Source organism: Pseudomonas abyssi, assembly GCF_002307495.1.
In the GTDB taxonomy this organism is placed as follows: domain Bacteria; phylum Pseudomonadota; class Gammaproteobacteria; order Pseudomonadales; family Pseudomonadaceae; genus Halopseudomonas; species Halopseudomonas abyssi.
On sequence record NZ_NTMR01000010.1, the window covers coordinates 33,178 to 57,141 of the forward strand.

General features: G+C 62.2%; 19 protein-coding genes and 1 tRNA gene. 15 read left to right on the plus strand and 5 right to left on the minus strand.

Annotated elements, in window-relative coordinates; translation table 11 throughout:
* Nucleotides 1-5: 5 nt before the first annotated feature.
* The 6 genes from CNQ84_RS07985 to CNQ84_RS08015 all read left to right on the plus strand — a co-directional run bounded on the left by CNQ84_RS07985 (nucleotide 6) and on the right by CNQ84_RS08015 (nucleotide 8,289).
* Nucleotides 6-818: a symmetrical bis(5'-nucleosyl)-tetraphosphatase gene (locus tag CNQ84_RS07985; protein WP_096004364.1), complete on the plus strand. Its 813-nt coding sequence runs from the start codon at nucleotides 6-8 to the stop codon at nucleotides 816-818.
* A 15-nt stretch (nucleotides 819-833) separates the two neighbouring features.
* Entirely contained in the window at nucleotides 834-1,154 is a 321-nt protein-coding gene (gene glpE, locus CNQ84_RS07990) for a thiosulfate sulfurtransferase GlpE (RefSeq protein WP_096004365.1), read from the plus strand.
* A gap of 764 nt (nucleotides 1,155-1,918) precedes the next feature.
* A complete protein-coding gene (locus CNQ84_RS07995) occupies nucleotides 1,919-3,841 on the plus strand; it encodes a PrkA family serine protein kinase (protein WP_096004366.1) in 1,923 nt (640 codons plus the stop codon).
* Between the two features lie 172 nt (nucleotides 3,842-4,013).
* Nucleotides 4,014-5,285, plus strand: a complete 1,272-nt coding sequence (locus CNQ84_RS08005) for a YeaH/YhbH family protein (protein WP_096004368.1) — start codon at nucleotides 4,014-4,016, stop codon at nucleotides 5,283-5,285.
* Entirely contained in the window at nucleotides 5,282-6,835 is a 1,554-nt protein-coding gene (locus CNQ84_RS08010; protein ID WP_096004369.1) for a SpoVR family protein, read from the plus strand. The genes CNQ84_RS08005 and CNQ84_RS08010 overlap by 4 nt, the downstream gene beginning before the upstream one ends.
* A 215-nt stretch (nucleotides 6,836-7,050) precedes the next feature.
* The gene (locus tag CNQ84_RS08015) at nucleotides 7,051-8,289 is read left to right on the plus strand and encodes a multifunctional CCA addition/repair protein (protein ID WP_096004370.1); all 1,239 of its coding nucleotides are present in this window, start codon (nucleotides 7,051-7,053) and stop codon (nucleotides 8,287-8,289) included.
* Here the strand turns inward: CNQ84_RS08015 and folK are convergent.
* Both folK and folB read right to left on the minus strand, forming a co-directional pair.
* The gene (gene folK, locus CNQ84_RS08020) at nucleotides 8,268-8,810 is read right to left on the minus strand and encodes a 2-amino-4-hydroxy-6-hydroxymethyldihydropteridine diphosphokinase (protein WP_096004371.1); all 543 of its coding nucleotides are present in this window, start codon (nucleotides 8,808-8,810) and stop codon (nucleotides 8,268-8,270) included. The two genes, CNQ84_RS08015 and folK, sit on opposite strands and share 22 nt — an antisense overlap.
* On the minus strand, nucleotides 8,807-9,169 hold the full coding sequence (gene folB / locus CNQ84_RS08025) for a dihydroneopterin aldolase (RefSeq protein ID WP_096004372.1): 363 nt from the start codon (nucleotides 9,167-9,169) through the stop codon (nucleotides 8,807-8,809). The genes folK and folB overlap by 4 nt, the downstream gene beginning before the upstream one ends.
* A 53-nt stretch (nucleotides 9,170-9,222) precedes the next feature.
* Here folB and plsY point away from each other — a divergent pair, with 53 nt between their 5' ends.
* A complete protein-coding gene (gene plsY / locus CNQ84_RS08030; RefSeq protein ID WP_096004373.1) occupies nucleotides 9,223-9,807 on the plus strand; it encodes a glycerol-3-phosphate 1-O-acyltransferase PlsY in 585 nt (194 codons plus the stop codon).
* On the opposite strand, the gene tsaD is transcribed toward plsY, so the two are convergent.
* Nucleotides 9,797-10,834: a tRNA (adenosine(37)-N6)-threonylcarbamoyltransferase complex transferase subunit TsaD gene (gene tsaD / locus CNQ84_RS08035; RefSeq protein ID WP_096004374.1), complete on the minus strand. Its 1,038-nt coding sequence runs from the start codon at nucleotides 10,832-10,834 to the stop codon at nucleotides 9,797-9,799. The genes plsY and tsaD overlap by 11 nt on opposite strands.
* Nucleotides 10,835-11,040: 206 nt before the next feature.
* Here tsaD and rpsU point away from each other — a divergent pair, with 206 nt between their 5' ends.
* From rpsU to CNQ84_RS08075, 8 genes are all read left to right on the plus strand, one after another.
* Nucleotides 11,041-11,256 carry a 30S ribosomal protein S21 gene (rpsU, locus tag CNQ84_RS08040; protein ID WP_083725792.1) on the plus strand — a complete coding sequence of 72 codons (216 nt, stop codon included), beginning with the start codon at nucleotides 11,041-11,043 and terminating at the stop codon, nucleotides 11,254-11,256.
* Nucleotides 11,257-11,452: 196 nt separating this feature from the next.
* Complete coding sequence (gene dnaG / locus CNQ84_RS08045; protein WP_096004375.1) at nucleotides 11,453-13,435, plus strand: DNA primase; 1,983 nt, start codon at nucleotides 11,453-11,455, stop codon at nucleotides 13,433-13,435.
* 88 nt (nucleotides 13,436-13,523) lie between these two features.
* The gene (rpoD, locus tag CNQ84_RS08050) at nucleotides 13,524-15,383 is read left to right on the plus strand and encodes an RNA polymerase sigma factor RpoD (protein ID WP_096004376.1); all 1,860 of its coding nucleotides are present in this window, start codon (nucleotides 13,524-13,526) and stop codon (nucleotides 15,381-15,383) included.
* A 110-nt stretch (nucleotides 15,384-15,493) separates the two neighbouring features.
* Nucleotides 15,494-16,261, plus strand: coding sequence for a helix-turn-helix transcriptional regulator (locus tag CNQ84_RS08055; RefSeq protein WP_096004377.1), 768 nt, complete (start codon nucleotides 15,494-15,496; stop codon nucleotides 16,259-16,261).
* 139 nt (nucleotides 16,262-16,400) lie between these two features.
* Nucleotides 16,401-18,749, plus strand: a complete 2,349-nt coding sequence (locus CNQ84_RS08060) for a penicillin acylase family protein (RefSeq protein ID WP_096004378.1) — start codon at nucleotides 16,401-16,403, stop codon at nucleotides 18,747-18,749.
* Between the two features lie 136 nt (nucleotides 18,750-18,885).
* On the plus strand, nucleotides 18,886-21,915 hold the full coding sequence (locus tag CNQ84_RS08065; RefSeq protein WP_165771251.1) for a bifunctional diguanylate cyclase/phosphodiesterase: 3,030 nt from the start codon (nucleotides 18,886-18,888) through the stop codon (nucleotides 21,913-21,915).
* Between the two features lie 21 nt (nucleotides 21,916-21,936).
* Nucleotides 21,937-22,013, plus strand: a tRNA-Ile gene (locus CNQ84_RS08070).
* A gap of 97 nt (nucleotides 22,014-22,110) precedes the next feature.
* Nucleotides 22,111-22,872, plus strand: coding sequence for a substrate-binding periplasmic protein (locus tag CNQ84_RS08075; RefSeq protein WP_096004380.1), 762 nt, complete (start codon nucleotides 22,111-22,113; stop codon nucleotides 22,870-22,872).
* An 11-nt stretch (nucleotides 22,873-22,883) separates the two neighbouring features.
* Here the strand turns inward: CNQ84_RS08075 and CNQ84_RS08080 are convergent, their stop codons facing one another.
* Both CNQ84_RS08080 and CNQ84_RS08085 read right to left on the minus strand, forming a co-directional pair.
* Nucleotides 22,884-23,369 carry a nucleoside 2-deoxyribosyltransferase gene (locus CNQ84_RS08080; RefSeq protein WP_096004381.1) on the minus strand — a complete coding sequence of 162 codons (486 nt, stop codon included), beginning with the start codon at nucleotides 23,367-23,369 and terminating at the stop codon, nucleotides 22,884-22,886.
* A 17-nt stretch (nucleotides 23,370-23,386) separates the two neighbouring features.
* Nucleotides 23,387-23,962 carry a nucleotidyltransferase family protein gene (locus CNQ84_RS08085; RefSeq protein ID WP_245841294.1) on the minus strand — a complete coding sequence of 192 codons (576 nt, stop codon included), beginning with the start codon at nucleotides 23,960-23,962 and terminating at the stop codon, nucleotides 23,387-23,389.
* Between the last annotated feature and the right edge of the window lie 2 nt (nucleotides 23,963-23,964).

Genomic DNA, 23,964 nt, shown 5'->3' on the forward strand with positions numbered 1-23,964 from the left:
GCCTTATGACTACCTACGCCGTTGGCGACATTCAAGGCTGCCTGAAGCCCCTTCAATGCCTGCTTGCCGAGGTTGACTTCAACCCGTCAAAGGACGTGCTCTGGTCGGTTGGCGACATGGTCAATCGCGGCCCCGACTCGCTGGCGACCCTGCGCTATCTCAAGCAGCTGGACAGCGCCTGCATCGCCGTACTCGGCAACCATGACCTGCATCTGCTGGCCGCCAGCCGCAACGGCAGTCGCGTGCGCAAATCCGATACCCTCAAGCCGCTACTCAAGGCCGACGACCGCGACAGCCTGCTGGACTGGCTGCGCCGCAGGCCGCTGGCCCACTTCGATGCTGAACTCGGCTTTGTCATGACCCATGCCGGCATCCCGCCTATCTGGACCGTCAAGCAAACCCTTGAGCTGGCCGAGGAAGTGGAACGAGTGCTGCGTAGCGACAAGCGCCTGCCCGACTATCTGGACGAGATGTATGGCAACGAACCCTCACGCTGGAAGTCCAGCCTCAAGGGCATCGACCGTCTCCGCGCGATCACCAATTATCTGACCCGCATGCGCTTCTGCAAACCCGACGGCACCCTGGAATTCAAATCCAAGGAGGGGCTGGACACCACGCCCAAGGGCTTTGCTCCCTGGTTCCGCTATCCGCGCAAGGACCCGGACATTCAGATCCTCTTTGGCCATTGGGCCGCTATCGAAGGCCGCACAGGCACCCAGGGCATACACGCGCTGGATACCGGCTGCGTCTGGGGCAGCCGCATGACGCTGATGAACCTGGACACCCGCGAACTGCACCACTGCGACTGCGATCACTGACCCGGCGAGAACACCATGAGCGATTTCAAACGCATCGATCCGCGCACCGCCAGCCAGTTGCTGGACAGCAACGCCCAGCTGGTTGATATCCGCGACCCGCAGAGCTTCGACGTTGGCCACATTCCAGGCGCCATCCGCCTGGATAACGACAACCTCGCTGACTTCGTCGCCAATGCCGACCAACAGGCGCCCTTGATCGTCTGCTGCTACCACGGCAACTCCAGCCAGGGCGCCGCCGCCTACCTGGCCAGCATCGGCTTTGCCGAGGCCTACAGCCTGGATGGCGGTTTTGACCTGTGGCGGCAGACCTATCCGGAGCGAGTTAGCTGCGAGTAAGGTTTCAGCGCGTTGCTTTTAGCCTCAACATCGCGCCGCTGTCGACTCCGCCTTTCGCCTTTTACGGCGAGTTAAGGGGGGGCTGCTTGCCCAGCCCCCCTTAACAATCCCCCGGGGCACCCGGCTACGCGGCCCTTCGGGTTCGCTGCGTTGCTCGGGCTAACGGGGGCCGGCAGAACTCGTCGCTGCGCTCCTCAAACATGCTGCCGTCCTATTTCCCGTCAGCCCTGCGCTACTCGCCCGCGTAAACGGGACGAACCCCAGTGCACACTCGCCCACCCGATCCTCAACGAAGCACTGATCCTGCGTACTGCAGGACCGCGCGATGACAACAGCACTTGTGCGCAGCAACCAAAACCCATTCCACAACCCACATAAACAACTCGCCCCCAAGCCACGCCAGCCTCGCATTCACACTCCTGCAACAAAATTCCTGAGAAATCTTCTGTTGCACTGCGTATTTGCAACTATCCTGAGGTCAGGCGAATCAAGAAAGAGAACGTCGGTCTGCCGGCTTCCGATAAACACGGGAGCCTGCCGGATCCACCGTCCGACCAGTCACCGATTGGCCGCCCGGCGCCTCCGACAGACTCCTGACCATGCTCGCAGTTGCGTTTTGGGGGATCGCATCAGGACATGCCGTCGCCCGGTAAAGCGCGTCGTGCGGGCTGCTGCCCGGAAGCGCCAGACCTCATCCCGGGGGTCTGTACCTACCTGACTTGCGCCACAGGTGGGTGCGACCTCAGCTGCTGCGAGGTCGAGTCATGAGCATTTTCAGTCATTTTCAGAACCGCTTTGAAGCCACCCGGCAGGAAGAGTACAGCCTTCAGGAGTACCTGGAGCTGTGCAAAGCCGACCCGACCACTTACGCCACCGCCGCCGAACGCCTGCTGATGGCCATCGGCGAACCCGAACTGATCGACACCTCACTGGACTCGCGCCTGTCGCGGATTTTTTCCAACAAGATCATCAAGCGCTATCCGGCGTTCGCCGACTTTCACGGCATGGAGGACGCCATTGAGCACATTGTCTCCTTCTTCAAACACGCCGCGCAGGGCCTGGAGGAGCGCAAACAGATTCTCTACCTGCTGGGCCCGGTCGGTGGCGGCAAGTCCTCGCTGGCCGAAAAGCTCAAGGAGCTGATGCAACAGGTCCCCTTTTACGCCATCAAGGGCTCACCGGTATTCGAGTCGCCGCTGGGCTTGTTCAACGCCAGCGAAGACGGCGCCATTCTGGAAGAAGACTTCGGTATCCCGCAGCGCTACCTCAACAGCATCATGTCGCCGTGGGCGGTCAAGCGCCTGCACGAGTTCAACGGCGATATTTCCCAGTTCCGGGTGGTCAAGCTCTACCCCTCGGTGCTGCAGCAGATCGCCGTCGCCAAGACCGAACCCGGCGATGAGAACAACCAGGACATCTCCTCGCTGGTCGGCAAGGTGGATATTCGCAAGCTGGAAGAGTTTCCGCAGAACGACCCGGACGCCTACAGCTACTCCGGCGGTCTGTGCCGTGCCAACCAGGGTCTGCTGGAGTTTGTCGAAATGTTCAAGGCACCGATCAAGGTGCTGCATCCATTACTCACGGCCACCCAGGAAGGCAACTACAACAGCACCGAGGGCATGGGCGCGATCCCGTTCAACGGCGTGATCCTGGCCCACTCCAACGAGTCCGAATGGCACAGCTTTCGCAACAACAAGAACAACGAGGCGTTCATTGACCGCATTTACATCGTCAAGGTGCCCTATTGCCTGCGGGTCACCGACGAGATCCAGATCTACGAGAAGCTGCTGACCAACAGCTCGCTGGCGGCCGCCCACTGCGCGCCCGACACGCTGAAGATGCTGGCCCAGTTCACCGTCCTGTCACGCCTGAAAGAGCCGGAGAACTCCAACATCTACTCGAAGATGCGCATTTATGACGGCGAGAACCTGAAGGATACCGACCCCAAGGCCAAGTCGATCCAGGAGTATCGCGACACCGCAGGAGTCGACGAGGGCATGAACGGTCTGTCGACCCGGTTTGCCTTCAAGATCCTCTCCAAGGTATTCAACTTCGATACCACCGAGGTGGCTGCCAACCCGGTGCATCTGCTGTATGTGCTGGAGCAGCAGATCGAGCAGGAGCAGTTTCCAAGCGACGTCAGCGAACGCTATCTGCGCTTTCTCAAGGAATACCTGGCCACACGCTACGTCGAGTTTATCGGCAAGGAAATCCAGACCGCGTACCTAGAGTCCTACAGCGAGTATGGCCAGAACATCTTCGACCGTTACGTGCTGTACGCCGACTTCTGGATTCAGGATCAGGAATACCGCGACCCGGAAACCGGCGAGATCCTCAACCGCGCCTCGCTCAACGAGGAGCTGGAGAAGATCGAGAAGCCCGCCGGCATCAGCAACCCGAAGGACTTCCGCAACGAGATCGTCAATTTCGTACTGCGCGCGCGGGCCAACAACAACGGCAAGAACCCGAGCTGGTTGTCCTACGAAAAGCTGCGCGTGGTGATCGAGAAGAAAATGTTCTCCAACACCGAAGACCTGCTGCCGGTCATCAGCTTCAACGCCAAGGCCTCGACCGAAGACCAGAAGAAGCACAACGACTTCGTGCATCGCATGGTCGAGCGCGGCTACACCGAGAAGCAGGTGCGCCTGTTGTCGGAATGGTATCTGCGGGTGCGTAAAGCCCAGTGACGGCTGCGCCGTCGCTGGGCAGCTTCAAGCGGCAAGCTTCAAGCGGCAAGCTGGCCTGCGCCGCATTATGGCTTGAGGCTCACGAAGAGATCGGCAGCGCCAGCGCTTTTACTTGCAGCTTGAAGCTTGTCGCTTGCAGCTGCCTGAAAGGTGCTGGCCCGGAGGGCCTTGAATGAGCTACGTGATTGATCGTCGTCTGAACGGCAAGAACAAGAGCACCGTGAACCGTCAGCGGTTTCTGCGGCGCTACAAATCACATATCAAGAAGGCGGTCGAAGACGCCGTCGGGCGGCGCTCGATCACCGATATCGAGCACGGCGAAAGCATCAGCATCCCCAATCGCGATATCGACGAGCCCATCTTTCATCACGGCAAGGGCGGCCGCCAGACCCAGGTACACCCGGGCAACCGCGAGTTCGCCAGCGGCGACCGCATCGCTCGCCCAGAGGGCGGTGGCGGCGGCCAGGGTGGCAGCCAAGCCGGCAACAGCGGCGAGGGGATGGACGAATTTGTCTTTCAGATCACCCAGGACGAATTCCTCGACTTTATGTTCGAAGACCTCGCCCTGCCCAACCTGGTCAAGCGCCAGTTGACCGGTACCGATACCTTCAAGCCGGTGCGCGCGGGCATCAGCCAGCAGGGCAACCCCTCTCGCATCAACATCGTCCGCTCCATGCGCGCCGCCCAGGCCCGCCGCATCGCGTTGGGCGGCGGCAGCCGCAAGCGGCTGCGCGAGGCGCGCGCCGAACTCGAACAGCTCAGGCTTGATCACCCGGATGATCTCAGCGGTATCCAGCGCCTGCAGGAAGAGATTTCCGCGCTGCGCAATCGCATCGAGCGCATCCCCTTCCTCGACACCTTTGATCTGCGCTACAACCTGATCGTCAAGCAGCCCACGCCATCGTCCAAGGCAGTGATGTTCTGCCTGATGGATGTCTCCGGCTCCATGACCCAGGCCACCAAGGATCTGGCCAAACGCTTTTACATCCTGCTCTACCTGTTCCTGCGCCGTAACTACGAGCGCATCGACGTGGTGTTCATCCGTCACCACACCAGCGCCAAGGAGGTGGATGAGGAGGAGTTCTTCTACTCGCGCGAAACCGGCGGCACCATCGTCTCCAGCGCCTTGCGGCTGATGCAACAGATCATCGAGGACCGCTACCCGCCGGGCGAGTGGAACCTGTACTGCGCCCAGGCCTCCGACGGCGACAACTGGAACGACGACTCGCCGATCTGCCGCGATCTGCTGGTGCGCCAGATCATGCCGGCAATGCAGTACTACTGCTATGTAGAGATCACCCCGCGCGAGCACCAGACCCTGTGGCACGAGTATGAAGCGGTTGCAGAGCACTTTGCCGACAGCTTCGCCCAACAGCAGATCGTCGACGCCGGGGACATCTACCCGGTGTTTCGCAAGCTGTTCCAGAAGAGGATGGCGACATGAGCCGCACGCCTATTTCCACCGGTTCAGAGTGGACCTTCGAGCTGATCCGCGAGTACGACCAGGAGATTGGCCGGATTGCCCATGAGGTCTACGGCCTGGACACCTACCCCAATCAGATCGAGGTCATCACCGCCGAGCAGATGATGGATGCCTACGCTTCGGTCGGCATGCCGCTGGGCTATCACCACTGGTCCTACGGCAAGCATTTTCTCGCCACCGAAAAGGGCTACCGTCGCGGTCACATGGGCCTGGCCTACGAGATTGTCATCAACTCCGACCCCTGCATCGCCTACCTGATGGAAGAGAACACCATGTGCATGCAGGCACTTGTGATCGCCCACGCCAGTTACGGGCACAACTCCTTTTTCAAGGGCAACTACCTGTTCCGCAGCTGGACCGACGCCAGCGCCATCATCGATTACCTGGTGTTCGCCAAGCAGTACATCAGCGAGTGCGAGGAGCGCCACGGCATCGACGCCGTCGAGGATCTGCTCGACTCCTGCCACGCGCTGATGAATTACGGCGTTGACCGCTACAAACGCCCCTACCCGATCTCTGCTGCCGAGGAACGCCAGCGCCAGCGCGAGCGCGAAGAACACCTGCAGCGCCAGGTCAACGAGCTATGGCGCACCATTCCGGTCAACCCGCACTATCACACCGAGGCCGATGATGCAGTGCGCTACCCCTGCGAGCCGCAGGAAAACCTGCTGTATTTCATTGAGAAAAACGCGCCGCTGCTGGAGCCCTGGCAGCGCGAGGTCGTACGCATCGTGCGTAAGATCGCACAGTACTTCTACCCGCAGCGCCAGACCCAGGTGATGAACGAGGGCTGGGCTACCTTCTGGCACTACACCCTGCTCAATCACCTGTACGACGAGGGCAAGGTCACCGACGGTTTCATGATGGAGTTTCTGCAGTCACACACCAGCGTGGTCTATCAACCGCCGTTCGACAGCAACTGGTACAGCGGCATCAACCCCTACGCACTGGGCTTTGCCATGATGCAGGACATTCGCCGCATCTGCGAACACCCGACCGAGGAAGATCGCCGCTGGTTCCCCGACATTGCCGGCAGTGACTGGCTGGAAACGCTGAAGTTCGCCATGCGCACCTTCAAGGACGAGAGCTTTATCCTGCAGTACCTGTCGCCCAAGGTGATTCGCGACTTCAAACTGTTTGCCATCGTCGACGACGAAGCCGACGACCATTTGGAAGTCGCTGCCATTCACGACGACAGCGGCTATCGAGTCGTGCGCGAGTTGCTGGCAGCGCAATACAACCTCGGCAACCGCGAGCCCAATATCCAGGTCTGGTCGGTGGACCGCCGTGGCGACCGCTCGCTATCGCTGCGTCACCAACGACATCAGGGCAAGCCGCTGGGCGAGTCAACCAACGAGATGCTGCGCCACTTGCACCGGCTGTGGGGCTTCGATATCCACCTGCAGAGCCTCGACGGCAACCGCGTGATCAGCGAAGCCCACATTCCCCCACGCCCCGAGCCGGAGGAAGAGCGACTGCCCAAATTTGATCTGAATATACCGCCGATCTGACGGCGCAGAGCGCCGGCTGCAAGCTGCAAGCTGCAAGCTGCAAGCTGCAAGCCTGATCAGGATGAGTTCGGCCGCTAGGCCGCCAAGTGTTTCTCAAGATTCTGCTGCGATACGCAGCCAAAAGAAAACCCGCGCGACTCGACACCGCGCGGGTTTTGCTTGCAGCTTGCAGCTTGAAGCTTGAATCTACCCCCCTTTATCCAGAGATCGTGTCGATGCGTGAGAGTTACTCCACCTACCTGGTCGGCGGCGCCGTCCGCGACCAACTGCTCGGCCTGCCTGTCAGCGAACGCGACTGGGTTGTGGTAGGCGCTACGCCGGAGCAGTTGCAACAGGCGGGGTATAAGCCGGTCGGGCAGGACTTCCCGGTATTCCTGCATCCGCAAACCGGCGAGGAGTACGCGCTGGCCCGCACCGAGCGCAAGAGCGGGGTGGGTTACGGCGGGTTCGTCTTTCACACCAGCCCGGACGTCACCTTGGAAGAAGATCTGGTCCGCCGCGACCTGACGGTCAACGCCATGGCGCAGACCGAAGACGGGCAGATCATCGACCCCTATGGCGGACAGCAGGACCTGCAGGCAAAGACACTACGCCATGTCTCCCCCGCCTTTGCCGAAGACCCGCTGCGCGTACTGCGGGTAGCCCGCTTTGCAGCGCGCTACGCCCATCTGGGCTTCCGCGTGGCCGATGACACCATGGCGCTGATGCGCCAGCTGAGCGAGTCAGGAGAGCTCAGGGAGCTGACTGCCGAGCGCAGCTGGAAGGAAATCAGCCGTGCCCTGATGGAACCCAACCCGGATGTCTTCATCCAGGTGCTGCGTGACTGCGGCGCGCTGGCAGAGCTGCTGCCAGAGGTCGACGCGCTGTTTGGGGTGCCACAACCCGAAGCGCACCACCCGGAGATTGATACCGGCGTGCACGTGCTCCAGGTGCTGCAGATTGCGGCGAGAGAGCATCTGCCGCTGCCAGCCCGCTGGGCTTGCCTGCTGCACGATCTGGGCAAGGGGCTGACGCCACCGCAACATTGGCCGAAACACCACGGACACGAGACTGGCGGCCTGAAGGCTGTGAAAGCGGTCAACAAACGCTGCAAGGCGCCGCGCGACTGCCAAGAGCTGGCGTATCTGGCCTGCGAGTACCACACCCACTGCCATCGCGCACTGGAGCTGCGCCCGCAAACGCTGCTCAAACTGTTCAAGGCGCTGGATATTTACCGCCGAGCGGAGCGCTTCGAGCAGTTTCTGGCGGTATGCATCGCCGACGCGCAAGGTCGCACCGGGTTTGAGACTCGCCCCTACCCGCAGGCGGACTACCTGCGCGGCGCGGCAGGGGCCGCACGCGGCGTGGACATTCAACCGTTGCTGGAAAAGGGACTGCAGGGAGCAGACATGGGCCGCGCGCTGGAGCAGGCACGGCTAGAAGCGTTGAGTGACTACAAGGCCTCGCGCGGCTGATGGTCAGCCAGCAGATGCGCAGGCGTCAGCTCGCGATCACGCCAACTGAACGCCACCGGCCACAGTGACTGGCTGCCCTGCCAGTTAGCCCACAGCTGTTCAAACGTCTGCCCAGCGCCCGGCAACCGCTGCTGGGGCGCCAGCAGGGCCAGCGGCCAGAGCACAAAGGCATTGCGGGTGACCTCAGGGCGTGGCAGCACGATGCCGTCATGCACGCCGCTCAGATCGCCATAGCACAGCACGTCGATATCCAGGGTGATGCGGCCCGGCAACGGTGACTCACGGCGACCACACGCGGCTTCAATCGCCTTGAGCGCCGCGTTCAGGTCAGCCAGGTTCAGGTGCGTTTCTACCCCCACCACCATGTTGTAAAAACGCTTGCCCAGCACACCAACCGCATCACTCTCGAACAGCGGCGACAACTGCAGCTCACCGCACAGCTCGCTCAGTGCATCCAGCCCGCGCAGCAGGTGATATTCACGGCCGGTATTGCTGCCGATGCCCAGATAAACCCTGGTCACGCGGTTTTGACTCCCCGTTCGATGATTACGCCGACCCCGCCGGCAGCTGCCGGCACGGCGCCCGGTTTGGTTACCTGCAAGCGCAACCAGGGGATACCGAACTCGCGCATCAGCGTTGCTGCCAGCTCTTCGGCCAAGGCTTCTACCAGCAGATAGCGGCTCTGCTCGACAAATGCCTGCAGCCGCTCGCTGATGGCAGCGTAGTTGAGCGTATGCGCCAGCTCATCCTCGGCGGCCGCCGGGCGAATATTCCAGCCCATGTCGAGGTCGAAGACCAACTGCTGGGTGATGGTGCGTTCCCAGTCGTAGACACCGATCACCGTGTCCACCGCCAGCCCTCTGATAAAAACCTGATCCACAGCACGCTCCCGTGTCGACTACAATCAAACGTCATTTTGCCCGGGGCAGCTGCATGCATACCCACTTTCTATTCTGGCTGATCATCGCCTACCTGCTCGGCTCGGTCTCCTTCGCCGTGCTGATCAGCCGTGTGCGCCACCTGCCCGATCCGCGCAAGCTGGGCTCGGGCAACCCCGGCGCCAGCAACATGCTGCGCCTGGGCAACCGCTCCCTGGCGCTGGCCACCCTGGCTGGCGACCTGGGCAAAGGCGCGCTCGCAGTCGCGCTGGCCCGCTACGCCGAGCTGTCCAGCCTGCAGCAGGGCTGGGTCGGACTCGCCGCCGTATGCGGCCACATTCTGCCCATCTTCCATCGCCTGCAAGGCGGCAAAGGTGTCGCCACCGCCGCCGGTGTCACACTGATGCTCTGCTGGCCTGCCGCGCTGATCGCCGCCACGCTCTGGTTACTGACCTTCTACTGGCAACGCATCGCCTCGCTGGCGTCCCTGCTGGCGGCGCTGTCCTTGCCGCCGTCACTGGCATGGCTGGCACCCAGCCTGCTACTGCCGGTGACCTTGATGGTACTGTTGATCCTGCTGCGCCATCGCCTCAATATCGGCCGCCTGCTGGCGGGTGTAGAAAACCGCTTCAGGCCTTGACGGCAATCGGCGGCAACTGCTCCATCGGCCAGCGCGCGCGGGTTTCGATCCCGCCTTCGTCCTGCTGACCGGCCAGTAGCCGCTGGCAACCGGCATAGGCAATCATCGCGCCGTTGTCGGTGCAGTAGGCCGGCCGCGCGTAGTACACATTGCCCTTGAGTTCGGCGGTCATGCTTTCGAGCTGCTGACGCAGGCGACGGTTTGCACTCACGCCCCCCGCAATCACCAACCGCTTGAGGCCCGTCTGCTTGAGTGCCCGACGGCACTTGATGGTCAGCGTCTCGACCACCGCCGTCTCAAAGCCCAGGGCTACGTCAGCCAAGGTCTGAGCATCCGGTTCACCTTGCTCGGAACACGCCTGCCAGGCTGTCAGCACAGCGGTTTTCAAACCACTGAAACTGAAGGTCAAGCCTGGCCGGTCGGTCATCGGACGCGGAAAAACAAAGGCACCGGGACGGCCCTGCTCGGCCAGCCGGGCAATCTCCGGACCGCCGGGGTACGGCAACCCCATCAACTTGGCGGTTTTGTCGAATGCCTCGCCAGCAGCGTCGTCCAGCGATTCGCCCAGCAGCTCATACTCGCCAATGCCGTCAACCCGCACCAGTTGCGTATGACCACCGGAGACCAGCAGCGCAACAAAGGGGAAGGCCGGCGGCGTTTCTTCCAGCATCGGTGCCAGCAGATGCCCTTCCATGTGGTGTACGCCCAGCGCCGGCACACCCCAGGCGAAGGCCAGGGCTCGGGCGCAGGCGCCGCCGACCAGCAGCGCGCCGACCAGCCCCGGGCCGGCGGTGTAGGCGACAGCGTCCACCTCGCCCGGCTGCAGCCCGGCGTTGGCAAAGACCTCGCGCATCAGCGGCACCAGGCGCTTGACGTGATCACGCGAGGCCAGCTCGGGCACCACACCGCCGTACACACGGTGCAGATCGATCTGGCTGAACAACGCATCGGCCAGCAGGCCGCGCTCGCTGTCATACAGTGCGATACCGGTTTCATCGCAGGAGGTTTCAATACCCAAGACGCGCATGACTTAACCTGTGCCTCGTTTCACATCGATGTCATAAGCCGCGCATCATAATCAGCCCGGCGCCCACAGGCCAGTTTTTTGCCTTTATGGGCATCATAGCCTTTGCATTTATCCAATGAAGGCGGTAACATCCGCGTCCCTTGAAATGCAATCGCCGCAGGCCAACTGCCTGGGGCAAGATTACCAACGTTTGAGAAAGGTACGACATGCCTGCCGTCAAAGTTAAAGAGAACGAACCCTTCGACGTGGCCCTGCGTCGTTTCAAGCGCTCCTGCGAAAAAGCCGGTGTTCTGGCTGAAGTACGCCGTCGTGAGTTTTATGAAAAACCCACTACCGAGCGCAAGCGCAAGGCCGCTGCCGCTGTTAAGCGTCACGCCAAGAAAATCCAGCGCGAGCAACGTCGCCGCGAGCGTCTGTACTGAGTTCCACGCCTCAGTTCTGCCGGGCCTGATCGCAGGCCCACCGATAGTCAACAGGGCGTATCGCGCAGACTGATATTCGACTGGAACACGCATCTGTCCGGCCTTCCGCAAGGAACTGGCTGGATTTTTGCGTTTATGGCCCACTTGAGCGTCGCGCGCCTGCCAGGCCGCGCTGCCGCACAGGACAGACAGGTAGATGGCCGGACTTATTCCTCAGAGCTTCATTGACGACCTGCTCGCCCGTACCGACATTGTCGAGACGGTCGGCTCGCGCCTGAAACTGAAGAAGACCGGCAAGAACTACTCCGCCCTGTGCCCGTTCCATAACGAAAAGTCGCCCTCGTTCAGCGTCAGCCCGGACAAGCAGTTTTACTACTGCTTTGGCTGTGGCGCCGGCGGAAACGCGCTCGGCTTCGTGATGGACTTTGATCGCCTGGAGTTTCCCCAGGCGGTGGAAGAGCTTGCACGCCAGGCCGGCGTAGAGGTGCAGTACGAGGAGCGCAGCGACAAGCGCCAGGGCCCACGGGCGCCGCGCAAGGACAACCCGCTCTACGCCCTGCTTGAACAGGCCGCCGCCTATTACCGACAGCAACTGCGCCAGCACCCCCAGCGCCAGCGCGCTGTGGGCTACCTGAAGGGCCGAGGCCTGTCCGGTCAGATCGCCAAGCTGTATGACCTGGGCCTGGCACCTCCGGGCTGGGACAACCTGATGTCGCACCTCAGCCGCGACACCAGCGAGCAAAAGGCGCTGATCGAAGCCGGCCTGGTGGTCGAGAATCCGGATAGCGGCAAGCGCTACGACCGCTTCCGCGATCGCATCATGTTTCCGATCCGCGACAGCCGCGGCCGCGTCATCGGCTTTGGTGGCCGGGTACTGGGTGACGAAAAACCCAAGTACCTGAACTCCCCCGAGACCCCGGTCTTTCACAAGGGCCAGGAGCTGTACGGGCTGTATGAGGCCAAGCAGCAGAACCGCCAGCTTGAGGAAATCCTGGTAGTCGAAGGCTACATGGACGTCATCGCCCTGGCACAACACGGCGTCACCAATGCCGTCGCCACCCTGGGCACCGCCACCAGCGAAGACCATCTGAAGCGACTGTTCCGCCTGGTACACAGCGTGGTGTTCTGTTTCGACGGCGACCGCGCCGGCCGCCAAGCAGCCTGGCGCGCACTGAACGCAGCACTGCCAGTACTGGAAGACGGCCGCCACGTGCGCTTTCTGTTCCTGCCCGACGGACAGGACCCGGACAGCATGATTCGCGAGGAAGGCACGGAAGCTTTCCGGCGCCGCCTCAGTCGCGACGCCCAACCGCTGACCGACTACCTGTTTCGACACCTGGCCGAGGAAGCCGGGGCCGACAGCCTAGAAGGCAAGGCACATATGGCCGCTCTGGCGCTGCCACTGATCGAGCAGGTGCCAGGCAGCCTGTTGCGCCGCCTGCTGCGCCAGTCGCTGCAGCAGCAGACCGGCGTCGATCTGGATGAGGTCGTACCCGCCAGCCTGCCGGATGAAACACCGGCCGCACCAGAGCACGGCCCCAGCTACGACGACCTGCCCGCCGGCGCCTGGGATGACTGGAGCGAACGCGAGGCACCAGACCAGGACTACTACCTGCCCGAAGGCATGGACAGCCCGCCACCGCCACAGCAGGGCAAAGGCAAGAACAAGGACTGGGGTGAAGGCCGTCAGAAATGGCGCAAAGACCGTCCGCGCGACGCCCGTCCGGCAGGCCACAAGGGACCACGACGCGCGGTCGACAGTCCACTACTGCAGGCAGTGCGCACCCTGCTGCACCACCCGCACCTGGCGGCGCATGTGCAGCAGGCCAATCAGCTGGCAGACGAGAACGAAGATGAAGCGCGGCTATTGGTCGCACTGATCGAGGCGGCGCAGAAACAGCCGGGGCTGACTACAATTGAGCTACTGGCACGCTGGCATGGCACCGCCCTCGGCGAGCAGCTCAACCGCCTGGCTGAACAGGAGTGGCTGCTGAATATTCCCAGCGCCAACCTTGAACAACAGTTTTTCGACACCATAAACAAGTTATCCGCTCGTCAATCCGAGCGTCGCATCGAACAGCTCCTCGACAAATCGGTCAAAGAACCACTCTCCAGCGAGGAGAAGCAACAGCTACGGGACCTTCTGAATAGCCGCAACATGGCGAAAGGCGACAGCTGACAGCCTCTTCAAGTGGCGTCGGCAGCTGAAATCAGGGTATAATCCGCAGCTCACTTTTTTGCACACCAAGGCATCCACAAGGGTTGTTATGTCCGGAAAAGCGCAACAGCAATCCCGTCTCAAAGAGCTCATCGCACGTGGTCGCGAACAGGGCTATCTGACCTATGCGGAGGTCAACGATCACCTGCCCGAGGATATCTCCGATCCGGAGCAGGTGGAAGACATTATCCGCATGATCAACGACATGGGCATCACGGTGTTCGAAGCAGCACCTGACGCCGACGCGCTGTTGCTGGCTGACAACGACGCCGACGAAGCCGCTGCCGAAGAGGCTGCCGCTGCCCTCGCTGCCGTTGAAACCGACATTGGTCGTACTACCGACCCGGTGCGCATGTACATGCGCGAAATGGGTACCGTCGAACTGCTGACCCGCGAAGGCGAGATCGAAATCGCCAAGCGTATCGAGGAAGGCATTCGCGAGGTCATGGCGGCCATTTCGATGTTCCCCGGCACCGTTGACGGCATCCTCGCCGACTACGCTCGCGTAGTCGAAGAAGGTGGCCGCCTGTCCGACATCTTCAGCGGTTACATCGACCCTGATGACGACGGCATGTCCGGCACCGACAACGCTGACATTCCCGCCGCCAAGGCCAAGGACCAGAAAAAGTCTGAGGACGACGACGAGGAAGAAGATGACAGCGATGACGACAGCGATGATGACAACGAGGGCGACGGCGGTCCGGATCCGGAAGTAGCCCGTCTGCGCTTTGGCGCCATTGCAGAACAGCTGCAGAAGCTGCAAAAGGCACTGAAGAAGCATCCGCGCAACAACCCGAAGGTTGTCGCCGAGCAGGAGGCTCTGGCCACCCTGTTCATGCCGATCAAACTGATCCCCAAACAGTACGAAGCGCTGGTTACCCGCGTGCGTGGTGCCCAGGACCAGATTCGTCAGCAAGAACGCGCCATCATGCAGCTGTGCGTGCGTGACGCTCGCATGCCGCGCGCCGACTTCCTGCGCAGCTTCCCTGGCAACGAGATCAATGAAGGCTGGGTTGACGAGCTGCTGGCCGACAAGCCGCGTTACAGCGAAGGCCTCGAAGCGCTCAAGGGCGACATCCTGCGCGCCCAGAAGAAGCTGGCCGAGCTGGAAGAAGCCTCGCGCCTGACTATCTCCGAGATCAAGGACATCAACCGTCGCATGTCCATCGGCGAGGCCCGTGCCCGCCGCGCCAAGAAGGAAATGGTCGAGGCCAACCTGCGTCTGGTGATCTCCATCGCCAAGAAGTACACCAACCGTGGCCTGCAGTTCCTTGACCTGATCCAGGAAGGCAACATCGGTCTGATGAAGGCGGTGGACAAGTTCGAATACCGTCGCGGCTACAAGTTCTCGACCTATGCCACCTGGTGGATTCGTCAGGCGATCACCCGCTCCATCGCGGACCAAGCGCGCACCATCCGCATTCCGGTGCACATGATCGAGACGATCAACAAGCTCAACCGTATCTCCCGCCAGATGCTGCAGGAGATGGGTCGCGAGCCGACACCGGAAGAGCTGGGCGAGCGCATGGAAATGCCTGAGGACAAGATCCGCAAGGTATTGAAGATCGCCAAGGAACCGATCTCGATGGAAACCCCCATCGGTGATGATGAAGACTCGCATCTGGGCGACTTCATCGAAGACGGCACCATGGAGTCACCGATCGATTCGGCTACCGTGGAGAACCTCAAGGAAGCGACCCGCGACGTCCTGTCCGGCCTCACTGCCCGTGAAGCCAAGGTCCTGCGTATGCGCTTCGGCATCGACATGAACACCGACCACACGCTGGAAGAGGTTGGTAAACAGTTCGATGTTACCCGTGAGCGGATTCGTCAGATCGAAGCCAAGGCGCTGCGCAAGCTGCGCCATCCGACCCGCAGCGATCACCTGCGCAGCTTCCTCGACGAGTAAGCACGCAGTATGCGGTTACAACGCCCGGCCTTGAGCCGGGCGTTTTGTTTCTGCTTTCTGCTACAGTCGCACAGCCAATAACGATAAAACCGGCTTGTGAGCATCAGGATATGCAGCATCAGAACCATCTGTACGTCTGGGACGACCGCTTTCTCTACATCACAGCGGGCATGGCGTCAGACCTGACCCAGCGTCACACCGTGACACTGCTAATCGCCCTCGACGCGGCCGGCTTTGCGCTCGGCGACGCCAGCGGCCGACGTCAGCGCTATCAGGCCGCACTGGTCGCCCGGCAAACCTCGCGCTCGCTGGAGACCCCCGACTCCGGCTTGCTGTCGCTGAACTACGACCCGCAAAGCTATGAATTTCACGCCCTGTCGCACTTTCTTGGCAAGCAGCCGGTCAAGCCGGTGATCCTGCAGCCCGGTAGCCTGCAAGAAGATGAGTTGCGCCGAATCGGCCAAGGCACCTGCAGCCGCGACCTGCTGTTCCGTCTGACCACCCGCATGCCCAGGGCTATCAGCGGCTACCAGCCCATCAACCTGAACATGGACATCCGTGCGCTGCATATTGCCCAGAAGATCAAGCGCGAATTGCCGCTGACCAGCACCGTAGCCGAGCTGGCAGACGAAGTCGGCCTGTCTGCCGACCGCCTCTCTCACCTGTTCTACGAAAAGCTGGGGCTGTCGATCAAAAGCTACATCCTCTGGGCGCGCATGCGCCGGGCAGTCGAGTTGATCGCCCAGGGCGAGAGCCTGTCCGCCGTGGCCTACGACGTCGGCTTTGCCGACTCCGCGCACCTGACCCGCACCATCAAACAGTTCTTTGGCCTGACGCCTTCCTACGTCGCCAAGTCTGTGCAGGTGCACATGCTGTGACGGCTGCGCGCCTCAACTACCCTCGTCTGCCATCCTTTGCCCCGGCAAATAGCCGCTGCGTTCAAGTCCCGCGCCAGTAACTGCCCTAGTCTGGTGCGCAGGCATCTGCCTGAACCAATAAAAACAAGAGGACGTGACTATGCAGTACACCCGACCGGCCTGCCTATTGGCGGCCGCCCTGCTTGTGTCTGGCTGCAAGATTGGAGGGAGTGGCGGAGGCAGTGACAACGACACCAGCCCGTCGTACAGCGCCACCATCGAACGCACCACCTATGGCATCCCACACATCAGCGCCGACACCATTGGCGGCGCCGGCTACGGCCATGGCTACGCGATTGCCGAAGACAACCTCTGCGTACTGGCCGACGCCTATGTGACCTTCAATGGCGAGCGCTCGCGCTATTTCGGACCAGACGAACAGGCTGCCATCATGGGCACCTTCGGCACACCGACCAACCTGGAAGCCGACTTTTTCTTCCGTTTCTTGCTCGACGAGCAGCTGGACAACTTCACCACCGCGCAACCCGACGATCTACTCGAGCTGAGCGCAGGCTTTGCCGCCGGCTACAGCCGTTACGTCGAGGAGATTCAGGACGGACAACACCCCGACCGTCATCTGGATTGCCGCAACGCCGAGTGGCTGACCACCATCACCGAAGCCGACGTACTGCGCCGCCTGGTAGCGCTCAACCTGGCCGCCAGCAGCGCCAACTGGGTGGAAGAAATCGCCGCCGCCCAGCCGCCGTCCGCCAACGCTCGCATGCTGCGCAGCCTGCCCAGCGAGGAGCCGGAAATCGATTCGGACCGCTTCCTGCTTGGCCGCGAAGCCGGTATCGGCAGCAACACCTTTGCCTTTGGCGCAGACGCCACCGAGTCTGGCGGCGGCCTGCTGTTTGCCAACCCGCACTGGTATCTGCTGGGCGTTGACCGCTTCTATCAGGTACACATGACCGTGCCCGGCGTCATGGACATTTCCGGCGCCGCCATCATGGGCGCGCCCATGGTACTGATGGGCTTCAACGACAACGTTGCCTGGGCACACACCGTATCGACCGCTCGGCGCTTTACGCTGTACCAGCTGCAACTGGTAAGCGGCGATCCGACCAGCTACGTGCAGGACGGCCAGAACGTTGCCATGACACCGGTGGAAATCACCGTGCAGGTGCGGCAGGGTGACGGCAACCTGCAACCGGTCACACGCACGATGTACCGCTCCGAGTACGGCCCCATGATCAACCTGAGCGGACTGGGTCTGCCCGCCTGGGGCAATCAGGTCGCCTATACCCTGCGTGACGCCAATCTGGAAAACACTCGCGCCTTCCAGAACTTCTTCGCCTGGGACCAGGCCGAGTCGCTGGACGACTTCTACAACATTACCCGCGAGTACGTTGGCATTCCCTGGGTCAATACCACGGCCATTGGTCGCGGCGACCCGCGTGCGCTGTATTCGGATATCACCGTGGTACCCAACGTACCGGACAGCATGCTGGCTACCTGCCTGGTGCCCGGCGCGGGTGAGGCGGTCATGGCAGTGGCACCTGGACTGCCCCTGCTGGACGGCAGCCGCGCTGCATGCGACTGGCAAACCGATGCAGACGCGGCACAGCCCGGCGCCTTCGGCCCCGGTAACCTGCCCAGCCTGTTCAGCCGCGACTACGTCGCCAACATGAACGACAGCTACTGGCTCAGCAACCCGGAGAATCCGCTGACCGGCTACGCCGGCATCATCGGCCGCGAGGATTACGAGCAGAGCCTGCGTACCCGCATGGGCCACACCCTGGTGCGTGACCGCCTGAACGCCAGCGACGGCCTGAACGGGTTCCTGGCCTCCAGCGACAACCTGCGCGAGATCGTGCTCAACAGCCGGGTCTACAGCGCCGAACGCCTGAAGGACAGCGTGCTTGGCGTGGTGTGTGATGCCAATGGTCCAGAGCGTGAACAACAGGCTTGCCAGATCCTCGGCAGCTGGAACGATACCGGTAACCTCGACACCGTGGGCGCCCACATCTGGACTGCGCTGTGGAATCGCATTGAAGACCTCGACCTGTACGCCACTGCGTTTGACGCCGACGATCCGGTCAACACGCCGGACGGCCTGAGTGCCGACAGCAGCCTGCATGATCAGCTCAAGGTCGCCTTCACCGAGACCCTGGCCGATCTTGAGAACCGCAACATTGCGCTCAACGCGTCGCTGCGCGAGGTGCAGTTCTACCTCAAGCCCGGCGAGCAGATCCCGCAGTATGGCGGCGAAGGCAACGAGGGGTACTTCACCGTGCTGCGCAACTCCTACATGCACATTGTGGAGTTTCCGGACGGCGAGCCGGTCAGGGCCTTCACCCTGCTGAGCCACTCCCAGTCCACCGATCCCACCAGTCCGTACTACGCGGACTACACCCAGGCCTATTCCGACAAGCAGTGGCTGGCCTTCCCCTACACCGCCGAGGATATCGCTGCCAATCTGGAGAGCAGCATCCAGATCAGCGAGTAACCCACCCTGCGACCGGATGCAGTGCCATGCGCTGCATCCGGCGCGCCCTGCGGCATTGCTGCTGGGCATCGCCCCTTGCATCGGACTAAACTGGCACAATACTATCGTCACGCCATGGATGCAGGGTGTTGTCTTGATGAAAGCCGCCACAGGGAGTATTGCTGCTCTGGCAATCATTGGCGCAGGGTGTCAAACCGCTGTCGCCGCGCCACTCAAGGATGTACCTGTCTCTCAGGTCGGCATGCTGCTGCTCTCGTGCGCACTGCTGCTGGCCGCGCACGGCCTGAACCAGCTGCGTCGCCGGGCCCAGCGACGCCACAAGGCCACCCTGGCCCTGCTTGACCACCAGCAACACCGCTATCGCAGCCTGGTCGAGAATCTGCATGTCGTGAGCTGGGAAATGACCTACCCCTCACTGCGCTTCACCTACGTTTCCCCCCATGCAGCCGACCTGCTGGGCCTCCCCATCAGTGACTGGCTAGCACCGGGTTTTTTGCTTGCACGCTTGCACCCCCGCGACAGCGTGCGGGTACAGGAGCAGCTCAGGCAGCAGGCTGATGGTGGCCAGGGGCGCAGTTTCGACTTTAGGCTACAGCACCCCTGCGGCAAGGCCACCTGGGTACGCGCCGTGATCAACAGTGTCAGCGCTGAGCAATACGAAGCGGTCGCCCTGCAGGGGCTGCTGATCGATATTCAGGAGCAAAAGCTGATTGAGCAGGCGCTACGCACCTCGCAGCAGAAGTTTGCCTCGGTGTTTCACAATTGCCCCGACGTCATTGTGCTGGCGAGCGCTGACGACGGACGGCTGCTGTCGGTCAACAACACCTTTGAGGATCAGTTTGGCATTCCTGCCGCAGCCGCCCTCGGCCGAACCGCCACCGAGCTAACCATCTGGGCCGACCCCAGCTCCGGCCCCGCGCTGCTCAAGCGCCTGAATACCCAGGCTGAAAGCAACGTGGAGGTTCAGTTCCGCCGCCCCGACGACAGCCAGTTCACCGGCTTGCTGTCCTCCCGTGCGGTGACGCTGGAGGAGCGCGCCATCCTGATGGTCGTGATTCGCGACATCTCCGCGCTCAAGGTCACCCAGGAACAACTGCGCCTGTCGGAACAGAAGTTCTCCCGAGCCTTTCACGCCTCTCCCGACGGCTTGCTGATTACCCGCGCCAGCGACGGCATGCTGCTCGACGTCAACGACGGTTTCACGCAAATCACCGGCTACAGCCGGCAGCAGGCGGTCGGCAACACTACCCTGGCACTGCACCTGTGGAGCATCGCCGAGGACCGTGACCGCATGATCGAGACACTGCAGCGCGAAGGTCGCGTACGCAACATGCTGTCTCGGGTAACCAATGCCAACGGCGAGGTGCGCCAGGTCGAAATCAGCACCGAAGCGATCAACGTTGATAATCAGGACTGCATGCTGAGCATCGCTCGCGATGTCACCGAGCGCATCGCCATGGAACGCTCACTGCGGCAGGCCGCTACCGTCTTCGAGAACACCAATGAAGGTGTGCTGATTACCGATGCCAACAGCCATGTGGTTGCTGTCAACCAGGCGTTCACCCGCATTACCGGCTACCCCGAGAGCCTGCTGGTCGGCAAGCCCTTGGGCTTTCTGAGCAGCCAGACGGAAGATCGACACATCCTGGAACAGGCCTCCGCCGCCCTGGCCGAGCACGGACAATGGCAGGGCGAAACATGGAACCGCCGAGCCAACGGCGACCTGTATGCCGCCTGGATCAACATCAGCCAGGTGCTCAATGTCGACGGCAGCCTCAACCACCTGGTCGCGGTATTCAGCGATATCACGCCACTCAAGCAGACCCAGGCCAGACTGGATCACCAGGCCCACCACGACCCGCTCACCGGACTGCCCAACCGTATCCTGTTCGAAACACGGTTGCGCGATGCGCTGCACACCAGTCAGCTCAACCCGCAGCCAGATCTGATCGGCGCGCTGTTGTTCATCGACCTTGATCGCTTCAAGCAGATCAATGACAGTCTTGGCCACTCGGTTGGCGACAGCCTGCTGCAGTCGGTCAGCAAGCGGCTGTGTTCGGTCCTGCGTGAGGTCGACACCGTAGCCAGACATGGCGGCGACGAATTCATCGTGCTGTTACCCGGCCTGCACAGCGACGGCGACGCCGCTGCGGTGGCCGACAAGCTGCTGGCCTTGTTCCGCCGCTCGTTTATTTGCGCCGGCCACGAATTCTTTGTCAGCGCCAGCATCGGCATCAGCCTGTTCCCGCGTAACGCCGAGGATGTAGACAGCCTGATCAAGCACGCCGACGCCGCCATGTACCGGGCCAAGAATCAGGGCCGCAACCGCTATGCCTTTTACACCAGCGACCTGACCGTCAGCGCCCAGCATCGCATGGAGATGGAAAACGACATGCGCCGCGGATTGGAGCGCAACGAATTTATCCTGTACTACCAGCCCAAGCAGGATCTGGCCTCCGGCCACCTCAACGGTGTCGAGGCACTGGTGCGCTGGCAGCACCCGCAGCGCGGGCTGGTTGACCCTGACCAGTTCATTCCGCTGGCGGAGGAAACCGGGCTGATTGTCGACCTGGGCCGCCGCATCATCGACCTCACCTGCGCCCAGATCGCCGCCTGGCGCCAGGCGGGCCTGGCACTGCCGCGCGTCGCCATCAACGTCTCCGGGGTACAACTGGTCGGCACCCAACTGGTCACCGACCTGCGGCACGCCCTGAGTGAACACCAGGTTCCAGCCAAGCTGCTGGAGCTGGAGATTACCGAAGACTTTGTGATGAACCAGAACCGCGAAGCCATTCATCTGCTTGAGTTGTTCCGCGATATGAACATTCAGCTGGCCATCGACGACTTTGGCACCGGTTACTCCTCGCTGGCCTACCTCAAGGAACTGCCGCTGGACACCCTGAAGATCGACCGCAGCTTTGTCTCCGGCCTGCCCGGCAGCCACCACGACGCCGCCATCAGCCAGACCATTATCGTGCTGGCGCACAACCTGGGCATGAACGTCGTCGCCGAAGGCGTAGAAACGCCGGAGCAGCGGCAGCTGTTGCTGGAGCAAGGCTGCGACAGCGTGCAGGGCTACCTCATCAGCTCGCCACTGCCACCCGCCCAATTCGCCGCCGCCTTCCTCAAGGCAATGCCTAGTCACCAGAGCTCGCACCCCGTATAATCCACGGCGTTATAAAAGCAAGGGCCTATAGCTCAGTTGGTTAGAGCAGGCGACTCATAATCGCTTGGTCCCAGGTTCAAGTCCTGGTGGGCCCACCATGCTTCCCTCCCTCGGCAGTTCTGCCCCATCGTCTCAGCCAGCGTCTATGCTATACAGAGCGACTCCCAACGCCAGCCGTCGCAGCAGGAGAGCCTTGTGAAATACGCGCGCCTGTGTGCAGCCCTGTTAGCGCTGACACTTGCCCCAGCCGCCTTCGCCCAGCCATACCGCGTGGTGACCGAAGAGTGGGCACCCTACAACTTCCAGCGAAACGGCGAGATCGTCGGCATTGCCACCGACATTATCAGGGCCATCATGACGCGGACCGGCGACCGCTTTCCGCTGGTGATGCTGCCCAGCATGCGTGCCAGCCGAGAGCTGCAGCAGCGTCCTCATACCATCATGTTCTCGATGTTTCGCACCGCCGAGCGCGAGCCGCTGTACAAGTGGGTAGGGCCGCTGCTGAACGAGGCCATCTATCCTTACCAGAGGGCTGATGCAAAGCCCGTCAACTCCCTCGAGCAGCTGTATGCGGCGCCGCGCATCACCACCCGGCACGCCGGTCTGGTGCCGACCAGCCTCGAAGGCATGGGCTTTAGCAACCTCGACAAAAGCGCGGTTGGCACCCAACAGCTCTATCAGATGCTGCTGGCCGGGCGCACCGATATCATCGTGGGCGACACGGACATTGGCGTCGCGCATTACAGCAGACAGTTTGATATTGCGCCGGGCGCCCTGCGGCGCATCCCCATCCAGCTATTGCACGCGCCGCTCTATATCGCCTTCAGCCTGGACAGCGAAGACCGGGTGGTCGACGCCTGGAGCGCTGCGCTGGAGCGACTGCGCAGCGACGGCGAGCTGCAGCGTATCGTCGACCGTTACCAGCCTGCGGCCCAGGCTCCGGCCCCGACAGACTGAACACAGCCGCCTCAGGCAGCACGCAGCCAGCGGGCCAGGCCAATCACCGCCTGCTCCGCGGATCTGCTGACACCGGCCCAACTGCACGCCAGCATCAGGTTGCGCGGCAAGCCAAAGTCCTCTACCTGAAAGCCATCAGCGCAGCGCCCCTGGCTATCATGCGGGATCTGCTCGATCAGCGGTTGCTGCTCGGGGAAATAGGCCCATACCGGCTTACCCAGCGCGCAGGCAAAACCCACCTCAAACACCGTGCCCGAGTCAGGCTCGGCGCCGCGAAAGCAGCCCAGATTGGCGAGGACCGCATCGGCGCTGCGCAGCGCCTGCAGGTTGGCATCGCAAATCCATTGCGCCGGCTGGGTTTCCGTGGCTGGCACTTGCGCATCCAGTGGATAAAGCCCGCGCAGGCCATGCTCGGCGCACAGCTGTTTAAGATAAGCGCCGCGCGCCAGCGCGTCGGGGTGAAATACATCGAATCCGGCCAGGTACACCGAAGGCACAGGCTTCTCCTGCAAGATCAAATCGAAGGGGTCAGGGTGGCCAACACGGCGGGCTCGTCGACATCCAGACAGACGCCAGCATCAGCCACCGTCAGCACCTTAACGCAATCGGCATGGGCCCGCACAACCGCGCGGGCGCCGACGTCGCCCTGCAGCGCCAGCAGCTGCGGCCAGAAACGCCGCCCAAAGAGCACCGGGTGCCCCGCTTGCCCCTGCCAGTGCGGCTGCACAATCAGGCTCGAGTCGCTCGCCGCGATCAGCGCCTGCAGCGTGCTGTCCTGCAGGCAGGGCATGTCCGCCAACAGCACGGCCACACTCGCGGCGCCGCCTTGCTGCAAGTGCTGCACGCCCAGCACCAGCGAGCTGGCCATGCCTTGCGCGCTGTGGGGGTTGAACAGGACATCGACGCCTTCAGGCACGCCCAGGGCAAGCGGGTCATCGCCCTCGCGTAGCACCAGCGTGAGCTGACCGAATGCACTCAGTGCTCGCTCTACGGCGGTCTGCAGCAGGCTCTGGCCGCTGGCCAACGGCGCCCGGCGCTTGTCGCTACCAAAACGCTGGCTACTGCCGGCAGCCAGCATCAGTGCCGCCACGC